At 43.7% G+C, this 15197-nt stretch carries 14 protein-coding genes; 7 read left to right on the forward strand and 7 right to left on the reverse strand.

The annotated features are described in order from the left end of the window. Positions 1-1199: GBS Bsp-like repeat-containing protein (locus O3644_RS02580; RefSeq protein WP_371594985.1), on the forward strand; the 1199-nt coding region annotated here is incomplete at its 5' end. Positions 1200-1231: 32 nt separating this feature from the next. On the opposite strand, the gene O3644_RS02585 is transcribed toward O3644_RS02580, so the two are convergent. From O3644_RS02585 to O3644_RS02600, 4 genes are read right to left on the reverse strand one after another with little or no spacing between them, the layout of a single operon-like run. Then, complete coding sequence (locus O3644_RS02585; RefSeq protein ID WP_371594986.1) at positions 1232-2467, reverse strand: aminoacyltransferase; 1236 nt, start codon at positions 2465-2467, stop codon at positions 1232-1234. Positions 2468-2481: 14 nt separating this feature from the next. Next, positions 2482-3696, reverse strand: coding sequence for an aminoacyltransferase (locus O3644_RS02590; RefSeq protein ID WP_371594987.1), 1215 nt, complete (start codon positions 3694-3696; stop codon positions 2482-2484). After that, positions 3696-4505: a sugar-phosphatase gene (yidA, locus tag O3644_RS02595; protein ID WP_371594988.1), complete on the reverse strand. Its 810-nt coding sequence runs from the start codon at positions 4503-4505 to the stop codon at positions 3696-3698. The genes O3644_RS02590 and yidA overlap by 1 nt, the downstream gene beginning before the upstream one ends. Before the next feature lies 1 nt (position 4506). Next, positions 4507-5808, reverse strand: a complete 1302-nt coding sequence (locus O3644_RS02600; protein WP_371594989.1) for an HD domain-containing protein — start codon at positions 5806-5808, stop codon at positions 4507-4509. A 117-nt stretch (positions 5809-5925) separates the two neighbouring features. On the opposite strand from O3644_RS02600, the gene O3644_RS02605 reads away from it, so the two are divergent. The 3 genes from O3644_RS02605 to O3644_RS02615 all read left to right on the forward strand — a co-directional run bounded on the left by O3644_RS02605 (position 5926) and on the right by O3644_RS02615 (position 10098). Then, the gene (locus tag O3644_RS02605; RefSeq protein ID WP_371594990.1) at positions 5926-6315 is read left to right on the forward strand and encodes a DUF1934 domain-containing protein; all 390 of its coding nucleotides are present in this window, start codon (positions 5926-5928) and stop codon (positions 6313-6315) included. A 206-nt stretch (positions 6316-6521) separates the two neighbouring features. After that, positions 6522-9218, forward strand: coding sequence for a cation-translocating P-type ATPase (locus tag O3644_RS02610; RefSeq protein WP_371594991.1), 2697 nt, complete (start codon positions 6522-6524; stop codon positions 9216-9218). A gap of 88 nt (positions 9219-9306) precedes the next feature. Further along, the gene (locus O3644_RS02615) at positions 9307-10098 is read left to right on the forward strand and encodes a DUF2785 domain-containing protein (protein ID WP_371594992.1); all 792 of its coding nucleotides are present in this window, start codon (positions 9307-9309) and stop codon (positions 10096-10098) included. On the opposite strand, the gene O3644_RS02620 is transcribed toward O3644_RS02615, so the two are convergent. Then, entirely contained in the window at positions 10092-10952 is an 861-nt protein-coding gene (locus tag O3644_RS02620; RefSeq protein ID WP_371594993.1) for a metallophosphoesterase, read from the reverse strand. The genes O3644_RS02615 and O3644_RS02620 overlap by 7 nt on opposite strands. Positions 10953-11232: 280 nt before the next feature. Here O3644_RS02620 and prfB point away from each other — a divergent pair. The 3 genes from prfB (at position 11233) to ftsX (ending at position 13994) form a co-directional block, all read left to right on the forward strand. Beyond that, a protein-coding gene (gene prfB / locus O3644_RS02625; protein ID WP_111705360.1) for a peptide chain release factor 2 occupies positions 11233-12328 on the forward strand; the annotation gives its coding sequence in 2 pieces (ribosomal slippage) (positions 11233-11304 and positions 11306-12328; 1095 coding nt in all). Between the two features lie 54 nt (positions 12329-12382). Next, positions 12383-13075, forward strand: coding sequence for a cell division ATP-binding protein FtsE (gene ftsE / locus O3644_RS02630; protein ID WP_005589698.1), 693 nt, complete (start codon positions 12383-12385; stop codon positions 13073-13075). Continuing rightward, entirely contained in the window at positions 13068-13994 is a 927-nt protein-coding gene (ftsX, locus tag O3644_RS02635) for a permease-like cell division protein FtsX (RefSeq protein WP_371594994.1), read from the forward strand. Before ftsE ends, ftsX begins: the two co-directional genes overlap by 8 nt. An 89-nt stretch (positions 13995-14083) precedes the next feature. Here the strand turns inward: ftsX and O3644_RS02640 are convergent, their stop codons facing one another. Both O3644_RS02640 and O3644_RS02645 read right to left on the reverse strand, forming a co-directional pair. Beyond that, a complete protein-coding gene (locus tag O3644_RS02640; protein ID WP_371594995.1) occupies positions 14084-14281 on the reverse strand; it encodes a hypothetical protein in 198 nt (65 codons plus the stop codon). A gap of 184 nt (positions 14282-14465) precedes the next feature. Further along, on the reverse strand, positions 14466-15098 hold the full coding sequence (locus O3644_RS02645) for an MBL fold metallo-hydrolase (protein ID WP_125388120.1): 633 nt from the start codon (positions 15096-15098) through the stop codon (positions 14466-14468). Between the last annotated feature and the right edge of the window lie 99 nt (positions 15099-15197).

Genomic DNA, 15197 nt, shown 5'->3' on the forward strand with positions numbered 1-15197 from the left:
ATATCCAAAATGACGGCAAGATGGTCGGCGTTGGTGGTACAACAACCAAAGTCACTCGAGCTTCAGCTGCTAAACCAGAGGGCAAGCTGACTATTGCCAACAACAATCCTAAGACCGGTACATTCGATGTGATCGTGTCCGAGGTTTCTAGCCCACAAGGCGTTCGTGAAGTCTTACTTCCAACTTGGTCAAATGAGCAAGGTCAGGATGACATCATCTGGCACAAGGCGCAGAAACAGTCAGATGGTACATATAAATTCACCGTCCGTGCCAGCGAGCATAAGAATTCTGTCGGCGACTACAGTGTCCACTTGTACTATGTCCAAAACGACGGCAAGATGGTTGGTGTCGGTGGCACAACGACTAAGGTTTCCGTTGCGGCAGGGGAGAAGCCACAGGGAAAAATCAGTATCCAAAATAAAAACAATGAAACTGGTGAATTTGATGTCGTCGTTTCTGGTGTTGTAGCTCCAGAAGGTGTCAAAACTGTCTATTTGCCAACTTGGTCCAGTCAAAATGGCCAAGATGATATTCAATGGTATACGGCGGAACGCCAAGCTGATGGTACTTATCGCAAGCATGTTTATGCAAGAGACCATAAAAATAGCCAAGGCGAGTACAATGTTCACCTATATTACTTGAACAATCGCAATCAGCTGCAAGGAGCTGGTGGAGAGAAAACTACGGTTTCTATTAAACATCCTCAATCGCTTAGCAGTCAGCGTGATCGTGTTCTTGCAGCAGCAGCAGCGATGGTTGGCGTCAAGGGAGGCAGTGCCGAGCACCACCGTCTGGTCAATGACTATAATAGCGTTAGACCGCTACCAGTCGGTTATGCTGTGAAGAATTCAGATGACTGGTGCGACATTTTCACGACAGTTATTTTCCAAAGAGAAGGCTTGAGCGATCTTATTGGTCGTGAATGCGGTGTTGAGCGCCATATTCATATCTTTAAACGTCTAGGTATCTGGAATGAAGATGGTAATTCTACACCTAAAGCGGGCGATATCATCACCTTTAACTGGGATCAAAATAGCCAGCAAAATGATGGCTGGGCTGATCATATCGGTATTGTCGAAAAAGTCGAAAATGGTATCATTCATACGATTGAAGGTAACAGTAACGACGAAGTTAAACGTAATACTTACCGTATTGGTCATGGAAATATCCGTGGTTTCGCGTCACCTCGTTATAGATAAACACAAAAAAAACCAAGGGAAACCTTGGTTTTTTAACGTCTTAGAATTTTCTTTATGAGCTGAAGCAGTTTAAACTTGAGTGGGTTAGGATAATAACGGAAAGTTCCCATTTTTCGGACGATGAAGCCGTTGAAATTCTGTTTGAAGCGCAGAACACCGTCAGAACCGTCGAAAATTCCCATAATACCGAGGAAATTATAAAATGGAATGCCTCTCTTGATACTTTCGGTCATAACGTATTCCTGCAGCAGGGCTGGAGCGTAGAATTTATTAAACTCAGGATAGGAGCCGCTGAAGAGATAGGTTGCTTCCTGAGGGGTGTAGATAAAGAGGCTGGCAGCCAGGACTTGGTCTTGGTCGCCGTACTTGTCAATCAGCTCTTGGGCCTCTGCTTTGCGGGTTTCAAAGCTGTCAAACTGGCTGGAAAGCTCTCGCAGCTGGTTTTGTTTCTTTTCAGATTGAGGATTTTTTTCCAAGTCAGCCTGCAGTTTCTGAATTTTCTGGCCCAGTTTCTCTTGATCTTTTTGTAAGTTCTGAAGATACTCCTTGAAGTTAAGGCTGGCTGTCATAAAGTCCGCCTGCTGACCAAAGCTATCATAAAAATCTTGATAGTAGTCTAATGGCTTGTCATCATATTCCCGCCGATCAGAAGTGGCAGCTGTGATGTCTTTGAAAACGCTGAGTTGGTCACGTTCCAGCCTTTTTAGCTTGATACCAAAGGTATTCGCCTTTTTGACGGTCGCCTTGCCATTTTTACTGAAGGATTTGAGTAGGTCTTTCTCCGTCAGACCAGCTAAATCTTTGACATAATGCCAATCAGGCTCCCCGCCTGGATAGCCCGTCTGTAAGCCGTCAAAGTCAAAGCCTAAGTCAGTCAGTTGCTGGATAAGCTCGCCTTTTTCTTCAGATGTGGGTTGGCCATTGCTGTCAAAGGCCTGATAAGTTTCATAGGGCTTGATGATGAGCTCTAGAGCGCCTTCTTTTTTAGCATAGGCTTGCAAAGCTTGATAGAAGGGTGTCAAGTATTGTGAATCAGTAGAGACAGGGCCGCAGTTGATTTCCATATGTAGGCCGCCAGTCATAGGCATGCTGTAGAGGACAGCTGACACCACTACCTGGCCCTGCGGGTCAGTGTAGCCGACATACTGGGTACTGAAGCCACGCTTGCTCAGCAGCTCTGCCATTTCCACGGTCTGCATAAAAGAGCGTTGGGAGCTAGCTGAGGTATGCTGGATAAATTCTTCTTGGCTGAGAAGTTTAAAGGTCATAGGCTTCCTTTCTTTTAATGCTTGCTACGCAGTTTCTTTCTGAGAGTGTAGGCCAGATTGGAGAGGTGGTAAAGAGGATTGGTCGGCAGGTTGAACTCACCAGCGAATTCTTCAATGGTCGGATTGAACTTGGATTTAAAGCTATAGAGACCACCCTTGAGGTCGTTTTCGATTCCGCCCATATTTTGCCAATCTGCTCCGCGCTCAAAAGCATGTTTGGCCGTTTCGTACCAAGTGATGATTGCAGGCTGGTAACGACGGTACTCCTCGTCCATTCCGGCGTAGATATTTTCAGAGGTCTTGCCGTATTCTAAGACCAGAGTGCCAGACAGGGGAACGACAGTAGCCCCTTGGCTGATTTTGTCCTGCAGAAAGTCAATCTCTTCTTGGAGGCGTTTCTGTTCTTGCTGGTTATTCTCAATCTTGCTAGGCTTGGTTTTCTCGGTAAATTTCTTTGCTTCTTGGAGTGTCTTGGTCAGCTGAGCCTGCAAGTCATCCAAGCGTGCCTTTAGATCAATGCTGGACAAGGTGATGTAGGAGTGATCAGGATAAGTATCCAAGAGTTTTTGATAATAGTCTTTGCCGCGTAGGTGGATGTTTTTTCTGTTTTCTGTCTTCTTCATCAGGGCTGAAAAGTCATCCAGTAATTCTGCTCCGCCAAATTGGATTTGGATGCCTTTGTTTCGGGCTGTACGAATAGCCTGGCGAGTACTCTTAGAAAGCAAATCCTCGCTGAAATCTTCTTTATGGATATTGGCCTGCAAGCGAGGCTGGATGGTTTCATCCAGAGACTCAGTCCGTCCGACCCAGACAGCGCCTGCCTGCTGCAACTGTTGAATCAGCTCAACCGTCTCGGCTTTGTCTTGCAATTCGCCACCCATCTTGCTTTCTGCCAGAAAGAGGCTAGGGTCAAACTTGACAAAGAGCGCTTTTTTCTCCTTGGCAAATTTCTTGAGCGACGCCAAAACAAAGGTCAGCAGCTCCTTGTCACTATAGTCCATAATAGGACCGCGAGGGATATAAAGCATGGTCATCCCCAAGGTCAGTGGTTTAATCAGGACACTGGCTGCAGCAACCAAGTGGCCGTCTTTGTAGAAGCCCAAGCGTTCATTTCCCCAGTTGTCCTTGATTTGAGCCCAAGCAGAGCTCTGCAGGAGATTGGCCTGCGGATGAGCCGTGACAAAATCATCGTGTTCCTGAGCTGAAATTCCAATTTTGTAGCTAAACATTATTTTAAAACCCACTCTCTAATAGCGTGTGCTACGCCGGATTCTTCGTTCGACTTGGTGATGTATTTGGCGATTTTCTTGAGTTCTTCTCTGCCGTTTTCCATGACAACAGGAGATCCGACTGCTTCCAGCATGGCACGGTCATTTTCTTCATCACCAATAGCCATGGTCTGCTCCTTGCTCAAGCCAAGTTTTTCAGCTAGATGGAGGATAGCAGCTCCTTTATTGACAGTTTTTTTGACAATTTCTAGATAGAAAGGAGCGGATTTAACCAGTGTGTATTTTTCGGCCAATTCTGGTGGAAGCTTGGCAATGGCCGCGTCCAAAATTTCTGGCTCATCGACATACATGCACTTGACGATTTCTTTATCAGTCATTTCTTCAGGCGTGCGATAGAAGATAGGCATGTTAACAAGATTGGACTCGTAAACAGTGTACTTGCCGATGTTACGATTGGCTGTATAAATGCCGTCCTTGGTGATGGCATGCATATGAACGCCTAATTTTCGTCCGAGCAGTTCGATATCCAGATAATCGTCGTAAGTCAGTGTTTCTTTGATTAATTCTTGACCTGTAACAGTATCCTGCACCAGTCCGCCATTGAAAGTCACGACATAGTTGCCTGGCTGCTTAAGTTCTAGCTCCTCGAGGAGTTTTTTTACACCTGCAATTGGACGGCCGGTTGCAATGACGATTTTGACGCCAGCAGCCTTGGCATCCTGAACAGCGCTAAAGACTTCAGGAGTGATCTCTTTTTGGTTATTTAAAAGGGTGCCGTCAATGTCGACGGCAACTAATTTGATAGACATATTATTCTCCGTAGGTAAATTGGTCGTTTTTGATATAGTGCATAAAGGTCTGGTTCTTTTCGCTGAAAAGTCCGGTCTCTGCTAGCATTTCCTTGGGGAAGTAGAAGCGATTATCTCCTTGTCTGGTCCCGGCTAGCGAATGAACGATAGGAGACAGGCTGGACAGTTCTGCTAGGCTGCCATCTTTTTGCAGAATTTCAATCTGGGTTCGGGGTTTTTCAACGTCAGGCCGGTAGAAATCATAAGGTAAATCAAAATTACGATGGATAGCAGTATAGTAATCAGGGTCGAAACCAACCTGTCCAACTAGGTCTCGCATGATATCCAAATGCGCTTCGTTTTCCTGAGAGAAGACGATAGACTTAAAGACCTTGCGGTTGATAAAACGCTGAGCCAGGTCAGATAAAATCTTGTCTGGACTAGTCATCCAAACTTGGAAATAGGTATTCATAACACCATCATCCAAGGCCAGATAATCCTGCAGGGTCACTCTGTTTTCAAAGAATGGAATGAGATTGGGCGATGACAGCGCAAAATAATCCTTCTGAGCCGGATAGAGAAACTTGGCCCGCTTGAGCAGATTTTGCAGCAAAACTTCCATAGCCCTGCTGGCCGGGTGGAAATAAACCTGCATGTACATCTGGTAGCGGCTGACAACGTAATCTTCTACCGCATGCATGCCATTGCGCTTGAAGGCGATGCCATTTTCTACTGGACAAATCACTCTTAGAATTCTAGTCAAGTCAAATTGCCCATAGGAAGCGCCAGTAAAAAAGGAATCTCGCAAGAGATAGTCCATCCGATCCACATCAATCTGACTGGAAATCAGCTGGACTACCTGCTTATTGGGATAGGTATGGTTGATGACGCTAGCTACCTTTTCGGGGAAATCTGGCGAAACCTGCACCAAGGCTTGATGAATCTCTGTCTCAGGACTGGTGATGATTTGCCGCGTAATGTCCTCATGATCGGTATCAAAGAGACGTTCAAAAGTATGTGAATAAGCGCCATGTCCCAAGTCATGCAGGAGAGCGGCTGTCATGGTTAGCAGGCTTTCGTGACTATCCCAGACATCGCTATATTTTTCATTGAAAATCTTGGTGATGCGCCGAGAAATCTCATAGGCTCCCAGACAATGCGAAAAACGGCTGTGCTCTCCGCCGTGAAAAGTATAGCCGGAAGTGCCCAGCTGTTTGATGCGACGCAGCCGTTGAAATTCTTTGGTATTGATTAAATCATAAATGACCTGATGATCCACATGCACATAATTATGGACGGGATCTCGAAATACTTTTTCAATCATAGTCCTATTATATCATAAATGCTCGGTGGGCGAAATTCAAAGCCCGAAGTAGAAAGGAAGAATTTTCAAGGGATTTTTGGTAAAATAGAGGAAAGAAACAAGGAATGTGAGAAAATCATGAAAATTAGAATGAGAAATCAAATCAAATTAGATGAACAAATGGAGTTGATTGACCAGGTCTACGATGTAGAATGGACAAAAAAAGGAAGCAATAACTATTTGGTTTATCAGAGCGAGGAGCAGGAAAAGGTCGTTCTCAAGTTTAATGCGGATAAGCTGACTATGACCCGCTTTTCTGAGCCTAAGACCATTCTTCATTTTATCAAGAATGGTCAGCATTTAGTATCTATCCCGACTCCGCTGGGTGCTCAACAGTTTTTGACGGATACTCAGCACTATCACTTAGATGCAGAAAATCAGGCTTTGGAACTTCATTATGATTTGAAAAGAGCCGACGATGATCAGCTTTTTGCTTCCTATCAGATGAAAATCGAATGGAAAGAATAAAAGTTTGAAAAATAACAGCTCTGCCTTGAAAAATACAAAAATTTTGGTATAATAAATACACTCAAGGGAGTAGCTAACGGTTTTACCGTTACAAGGTCGTCAATACGAAAGAAATTTCCGGCCTTGTATGAAATAGCGAGACTTGTTAATCAACAGGTCTCTTTTTTGTTTATTTTGAAAGAGGCCCATCAAAAGGAGGAGACATTTTGTCAAAAGAACAAAAGCGCCAAGCTTTTTATACGCAAAGTCCTGAGGAAGTTTTGCAAGCAATGGAAGCTTCCGAACAAGGGTTGACCAGCAGCCAAGCCCAGCAACGTTTGGCGGACTACGGTCGCAATGAATTGGAAGAAGGGGAGAAAAAGACTCTCTTGATGAAATTCATCGAGCAGTTCAAGGATTTGATGATTATCATCTTGTTGGTAGCGGCTATCTTGTCTGTTGTGACGTCAGGTGGAGAGGATATTGCAGATGCTGTGATTATCCTAGCCGTTGTCATCATCAATGCTATCTTTGGTGTCTATCAGGAAGGCAAAGCTGAAGAAGCCATTGCGGCTCTCAAATCTATGTCCAGCCCAGCTGCGCGTGTCCTGCGCGATGGCCATGTCACAGAGGTTGATTCTAAGGATTTGGTGCCTGGCGATATCGTCAGACTGGAAGCCGGCGATGTTGTCCCAGCGGATATGCGTCTTTTAGAAGCGAATTCCTTGAAAATCGAAGAAGCAGCTCTGACGGGTGAGTCTGTGCCAGTTGAGAAAGACTTGACTGTCGATGTAGCTGCAGATGCTGGTATTGGCGACCGGGTCAATATGGCCTTCCAAAACTCCAATGTCACTTACGGTCGAGGAGTAGGGGTTGTTGTCAATACAGGGATGTACACAGAAGTCGGTCACATCGCAGGTATGTTGCAAGATGCGGATGAAACGGACACACCGCTCAAACAAAACCTCAATAACTTGTCTAAGGTTCTGACATATGCGATCTTAGTGATTGCTGCGGTGACCTTTGTAGTTGGTGTTTTCATTCAAGGAAAAGATCCGCTTGGTGAATTGATGACATCTGTAGCCTTGGCAGTTGCGGCTATTCCAGAAGGTCTGCCTGCTATCGTTACTATCGTTCTAGCTTTGGGAACACAGGTTCTGGCTAAGCGGAATTCGATTGTCCGTAAATTGCCAGCAGTAGAAACACTTGGTTCAACTGAAATTATCGCTTCAGATAAGACCGGTACTCTGACCATGAATAAGATGACGGTTGAAAAAGTCTTTTACGACGGAGTCCTGAATGAAGCTGGGCAAGATATTGAACTTGGCTTGGAGCTGCCGCTCTTACGTTCGGTTGTCTTAGCCAATGATACCAAGATTGACCAAGAAGGGAAGCTAATTGGTGACCCAACGGAAACAGCCTTTATCCAGTATGCTTTGGACAAGGGCTATGATGTTAAAGGATTTTTAGAGAAATATCCTCGTGTGGCTGAGCTACCATTTGACTCAGACCGTAAGCTCATGTCTACCGTTCACCCATTACCAGACGGGAAATTCCTCGTGGCAGTCAAGGGAGCTCCTGACCAACTCTTGAAACGTTGTGTTGCGCGTGATAAGGCTGGAGATGTTGCAGCGATTGATGATGCTACTTCACAGCTGATTAAGTCTAATAACTCAGAAATGGCTCACCAAGCTCTGCGCGTGCTGGCTGGTGCCTACAAGATTATTGATGCAGTTCCGACTGACTTGACATCTGAAAATCTAGAAAATGATTTAATCTTTACTGGTTTAATCGGTATGATTGACCCTGAGCGTGCCGAAGCGGCAGAAGCCGTTCGTGTGGCTAAGGAAGCAGGAATCCGTCCAATCATGATCACAGGTGACCACCAAGACACAGCAGAAGCGATTGCTAAGCGCCTAGGAATCATTGAAGCTGGAGATACGGAAGACCATGTTCTGACAGGTGCTGAGCTCAACGAACTTTCAGACGAAGAATTTGAAAAAGTGGTTGGTCAATACTCTGTTTATGCGCGGGTCTCTCCTGAGCACAAGGTACGGATTGTCAAAGCTTGGCAAAACCAAGGTAAGGTCGTTGCCATGACAGGTGACGGTGTTAATGACGCCCCAGCTCTGAAGACAGCTGATATCGGTATCGGTATGGGAATTACAGGTACAGAAGTGTCTAAAGGTGCCTCTGACATGATTTTGGCAGATGATAACTTTGCGACCATTATCGTCGCAGTCGAAGAAGGACGGAAGGTCTTCTCAAACATTCAAAAGACCATTCAATATCTTCTTTCAGCTAATACAGCTGAAGTGTTGACTATCTTCCTAGCTACCTTGTTTGGTTGGGATGTCTTGCAACCAGTTCATCTGCTTTGGATCAACTTGGTAACGGATACTTTCCCAGCTATCGCTCTTGGTGTTGAACCTGCCGAGCCAGGTGTCATGACTCACAAGCCTCGTGGTCGTAAGTCTAGCTTCTTCTCTGGTGGTGTTATTAGCTCCATCATCTATCAAGGGCTATTACAAGGTGCTCTGGTGTTGGCAGTTTATGGTTATGCTATTGCTAATCCTGTTCATATTGGTGATGTAAAAGCGATCCATGCGGATGCTCTGACAATGGCTTTTGCAACTCTTGGTTTGATCCAGCTCTTCCATGCTTACAATGTGAAATCTGTTTACCAATCTATCTTTACAGTTGGACCGTTTAAGTCTAAGACCTTTAACTGGTCTATTCTGGTTTCTTTCATTCTATTGGTTTCAACCATTGTGATTGATCCGTTGGAAAAGATTTTCCATGTGACCAAGTTAGATGTGACACAATGGGCTGTTGTCCTGATCGGCAGTTTCTCTATGATTATCATTGTTGAAATTGTTAAGTTCATCCAACGTAAATTGGGTATGGACAAGAATGCTATTTAACAGCAAAAAGTCATCTGCAGATGGCTTTTTTGCGTACAAGGGGTTATAATCAACTTCAAAGAGTTCAACTCGAAAGGACGGTGAAAGTATGTATCAAAACTTACGAAAGAAGTTGGAAGAAGCTTCTCCTTTATATTATGAGGAAGAAATCTTATGGTTACTGGATCATATTGGTCATCCAGAAGCGAAAATCCGTGATGAGTTAGTCTTTTCGTCCTTGGCAAGGGGACTTCAGGCTGATTTGTTTTCAGTTGAACAGTTTCGTTTCTTGGCTCAAGAAGCAGTCAAAAGACAAGGACTTTTTTACAAGAGTGACGAAAATGGTCAAGCTACCTTAACACGCTCCTTCACGGCTTTGCTTTATGCTAATCTCTTAAACTGTGATGGTAATCCAAACTCTTTGTATTATCAGGCTTTATCAGTACAAGAAAGAACCTATTTACTAGATAAGGGGCTAAGCTATTTGTCAGTAGAAAGAGACACAAGGGGTTACTCTAGGAAATACGGTTGGGTTCATGCCTTCGCTCATGGAGCAGACTTATTGACAGAAGTGGCTTGTCATCCGGACTTTCCCTCCAGTAGGATGCCAGAGATTCTAGAGGTCATTCATCAAGTTTTTAAAAGAGTTTCAGTCCGTTTCGGAAACGATGAAGATTGGCGCTTAGCCCAGGTGCTCTATCAAGCTGTCTTAAAGAAAAAACTGTCGCAGCATGAACTTAGACTGTGGCTTCAATCACAGAGTTTTCCATTGGAAAGCAAGCAAGACTTCATTGCTTTTTCCAATTTTCGCTCCTGTTTATTAGAAGTCTATGTGCAGTTGGACAGCAAAAAACAGCTCTCAGATGAGCTGAGAACTGCTATTCAACATTTCCATTACTGAACTTCAATCACTGTTAAAGCATCTCGCAGTTCAGCTACCAGGTGTTTTTTCTTATAGTCTCTAAATTCGACTAAATCTTTAACAGCATTATAACGCTTGTGCAGGCGGTACATCTGGGGGATCTTATACTGAGGAAAGTCATTAAAAAAGTTCCGAGTCAGTTCCCATTCGCGGATGTAGCCCAGAGGACGCATATGGTAGCGGACACCTTCGATGATACGGCTTTGGTGGCGGTGATGGAGATGGCCGAAAACCACCTCTTTCACCCTGTATTTGACAAAGAGTCGATGAAAAGCTTGGCTTCCTAGGAAGGCGTTGAAGCGCTGGAAATAGGGATGGTCGTATAGAAAGTCTTGATGGGGGACAAAATGCAGAGCAACAATAATTGGGCCATCTAAAGTCATCAGCAGTTTTTCTAACTCTTGCAGCGTCTGAGCTGTAATGCTAGGGTCGTCGAGTTGACGCTCCAATCTGCGGTCAAACCAGAAATTGGTCTTGGTTCTCAGATGCTCTTTCTTGCTTTTTTCTGGAACAAAGCTGTAGTCATACCAGCCAGAAAAGCTGACGAGCTTGGTCCGGCCGAACTGCTGGACCTGAAAATCATAGTTTGAAATTTCTTGCTCAGAAAGTCCCAGCATATCGTGGTTTCCTAGGTTAAAAGAGAGGGGAATCTCTTGCTTCAAAGTTTCAAGAAAGGGCAAACTAATCTTGGTCAGGTCGTTGGATAAATCTCCAGCAATGTGTAGGTGGTCAATCCTTTCCTCTTTTAAAAGCTGGAGAAGAGCTTGGTGCTCAAAATCCCCAAACTGATTGGAGTCCAGATGGAGGTCGCTCATAAATCCGATTCTTGTCATGGTTTTAGTCTAGCACATTTTTTAAAACTTGAAAATATTTAAGCGTCTTATGGAGGGTATCGCTTCTATCTGAATCCCAAATAGATTATTAGAACCTTGTAATCCAGAATAATTCTTCCAACCCCATGTCATTATATTACTTTTTTAACAATTCCGTAACAAGCCGCTCCCATTCTTGCCTATCTACTAAAAATTGTATAAAATGAAGGTGCTTCATTATCCGATTAGGCAAATGTCTGAAAATGTGTTATAATAAAACGATATATGAAAAGAGGTATTTATGGACATTTCAGAAATTCGTCAAAAGATTGACGCAAATCGTGAAAAATTAGCTTCTTTCAGGGGGTCTCTTTGACTTAGAAGGTCTGGAAGAAGAAATTGCCATCTTAGAAAATAAGATGACAGAACCTGACTTTTGGGATGACAACATTGCAGCCCAGAAGACATCTCAAGAGCTCAATGAACTCAAGCAAACCTATGAAAATTTCCACCAGATGACCGAGCTTTTTGATGAATCGGAAATCTTGCTTGATTTTCTGGCTGAGGACGACTCAGTTCAAGAAGAGCTGGAAGAAAAGTTGACCGAGCTTGAGAAAATGATGACCAGCTATGAGATGACTCTCTTGCTGTCGGAGCCTTATGATAATAACAACGCCATTCTTGAAATTCACCCAGGATCTGGTGGAACAGAGGCTCAAGATTGGGGCGATATGCTGCTGCGGATGTACACACGCTTTGGCAATGCCAAGGGCTTCAAGGTAGAAGTCTTGGACTATCAGGCTGGCGATGAGGCTGGTATTAAGTCAGTGACTCTTTCCTTTGAAGGGCCGCATGCTTATGGTCTGCTTAAGTCAGAAATGGGTGTTCACCGCTTGGTTCGGATTTCGCCATTTGACTCGGCGAAACGTCGTCATACTTCCTTTACCTCAGTAGAGGTTATGCCAGAGTTGGACGATACTATTGAAGTAGAGGTCCGTGATGATGACATTAAGATGGATACTTTCCGTTCAGGCGGAGCCGGCGGACAAAACGTCAATAAGGTATCAACTGGTGTGCGATTGACCCATATTCCGACAGGAATTGTCGTACAGTCTACCGTTGACCGGACCCAGTATGGCAACCGTGACCGGGCTATGAAAATGCTGCAGGCTAAGCTCTATCAGTTGGAGCAAGAGAAAAAAGCAGCAGAAGTCGACTCGCTCAAGGGAGATAAAAAAGAGATTTCTTGGGGCAGTCAGATTCGTTCTTATGTCTTCACTCCTTATACCATGGTCAAAGATCATCGAACCAGCTATGAAGTGGCTCAGGTAGATAAGGTTATGGACGGAGACTTAGACGGCTTTATTGATGCCTATTTAAAATGGAGACTCAACTAAAAACAGAGTGAAATCGCTAGATAAAAACTCTGATGAAAGGAATTGTACTAATTCATGTCAATGATTGAAATGAAAGACGTTGTTAAAAAGTATGACAACGGGACAACTGCTCTACGTGGTGTATCTATACATATCGAACCAGGTGAATTTGCCTATATTGTAGGTCCATCAGGAGCAGGTAAATCAACCTTTATTCGACTCCTCTATCGTGAAATTAAAATCGATAAAGGAAACCTTGCTGTAGCAGGGTTTAACTTGGGAAAAATCAAGAAACGGGATATTCCAATGCTGCGCCGTAGAGTTGGTGTGGTTTTCCAAGACTATAAACTACTTCCTAAAAAGACCGTTTATGAGAATATTGCCTATGCCATGGAAGTTATCGGTGAGCGTCGTAGAAATATCAAGAAACGCGTCATGGAAGTTTTGGATCTGGTTGGCCTTAAGCACAAGGTCCGTTCCTTCCCTAATGAGCTATCAGGGGGAGAACAGCAGCGGATTGCGATTGCGCGTGCCATTGTCAACAATCCTCAGGTCTTGATTGCTGACGAGCCGACTGGTAACTTGGACCCAGATAATTCATGGGAAATCATGAATTTGCTGGAGCGCATTAACCTGCAAGGAACTACAGTTCTGATGGCGACTCACAATAGTCAGATTGTAAATACCCTACGTCACCGCGTCATTGCTATCGAAAATGGTCGTGTGGTGCGTGATGAGGCGGAAGGAGAATACGGATACGATGATTAGAAGGTTTTTCCGTCATTTGATTGAATCGCTTAAGAGCCTTAAGCGGAATGGTTGGATGACAGTCGCAGCTGTGAGTTCAGTTACGATTACTCTCAGTTTAGTTGCTATCTTTGCCTCTGTTATTTTAAATACCGCGAAGCTAGCGTCTGATATTTCAAACAACGTTCGTATTGTTGTCTATATGCGCAAAGACATCGCTGACAACAGCAAAACAATCGTTAAAGAAGGTCAGACAGTTAAAAATAATGATTACCACAAGATTTATGACGCCCTAACTTCAATGGATCATGTCTCAAAGGTTACTTACTCAAGTAAAGAAGAGCAGTATGAAAAGCTGACAGAGACGATGGGAAGTGAATGGAAGGTCTTTGAGGGGGATTCAAACCCACTTTATGACGCTTACATTGTCGATACGACAGAGCATAAATACGTAGATTCTGTTGCGGCAGAAGCCAAGAAGCTGGAAGGCGTTTCGGAAGTGCAGGATGGTGGAGCTAATACGAAAAAGCTCTTTGCTCTATCTGATTTTATTCGAGTATGGGGACTGGTAGGAGCAGGCTTGCTCATCTTTATTGCAGTCTTCCTGATTTCCAATACCATTCGGATTACCATTATTTCACGGAGTCGTGAGATTCAGATTATGCGCTTAGTGGGTGCAAAAAACAGCTATATCCGCGTTCCCTTCCTCTTTGAAGGCGCTTGGATTGGTTTGCTAGGTTCAGTTTTGCCAGTAGTTTTAGTTTATTTTGGTTATAATATGGCCTATCAAACCATGAATAAAAATCTCGTTGCGCAAAATCTTTCCATGATTGAGCCACACCTGTTTGTCCCTGCTATGATTGGGGCTGTATCAGTCTTGGGAATCTTTATCGGTTCACTTGGTTCATCCATTTCTATGAGACGCTTCTTGAAGATTTAATAAAAAAACAGCCTACAAAGGCTGTTCGGATTGAAAACAAACATCATTTGGTGTTTGTTTTTTTATTGCATTAAAAATATAAATTATTGTTATCGCTTTGTTTTCGGTAGGCCGAGGCTGATTATAATGAGGGTAAAAAAGAATGCAGACAAGAGGCCTTTTGTGGTACTGTTTAGAAAAGGCTTGTCAAAAACATAAAAATTATAAGCAGAAAAACCTAATCCAAGGAGAGTTATCATAGCTGAAATAGCCAGCAGAATTAACCAAATTTTTCTTTTATCCATCATGAAGACCATCCTTTGTTTTCTATGGACTAAGTATATCATAATAAGCAAAAAGCGACAAGACATGGAAGTCCGATTGTAGAGTATATTTCCTGACTTTTCATTCTAATTTCATCTGCAGATGTAGAAATAGTCATTTACTAGATAAAAATGAGGCAGTCTTGATTTCTGCCTCGTTATTAGTTTATTAGAAAAATGGATTGAAATTCTTTTCGTGACCAATCGTTGTGTCATTTCCATGGCCGGGATAGACACGATAGTCTTTGGGCAAGACAAATAATTCTTCGCGGATGCCAGCAAGGAGCTGGTCCATATTACCAGTCGGTAGATCTGTACGGCCGATGGTTTCACGGAAGAGAGCATCACCAGTCAGAACGACCTGATCTTCTGGGAAAATAATGGAAACTCCTCCGATAGAATGACCAGGTGTCTGCACAGCATAGAAATGAAAGTCGTCCAGTTGGTAGTCTTGGTGATAGGTGAAATAATGTTCGGCAGGTCTGAGAATGACATCTTCCAAATCTGCATGGCGGTCAAGACCAGATAGATTATCAGTAGGAGTATAGAGCCAGCTTGCTTCGCTCTCCGCTACATAGACGGGCGGATTGGCAAAGTTATCTCGGACCTTATCCAGACTCATGATATGATCGTAATGCGTATGAGTCAGTAAAATAGCTGTGATGGGCTTAGCAATTTCTTCTAGCTTGCGTTGGATTTTTCGCCAGTCGCTGCCGGGGTCAACTACGATGACATGACGGTCATTTTCAAGGATATAAGTGTTTTCAAAAGCGATGAGATTGACAATTTTGTGAACTTTCATTGGGCTTCCTCTGTGTATGTTTTCTCAATAAAGAGTGTAACAAAAAAGCAGAAATTTTGCACAAAATTTATTTTGAGGCTCAGCTTATTTTCAGATGTC

Source organism: Streptococcus sp. 27098_8_113 (assembly GCF_041432545.1).
GTDB lineage: Bacteria > Bacillota > Bacilli > Lactobacillales > Streptococcaceae > Streptococcus.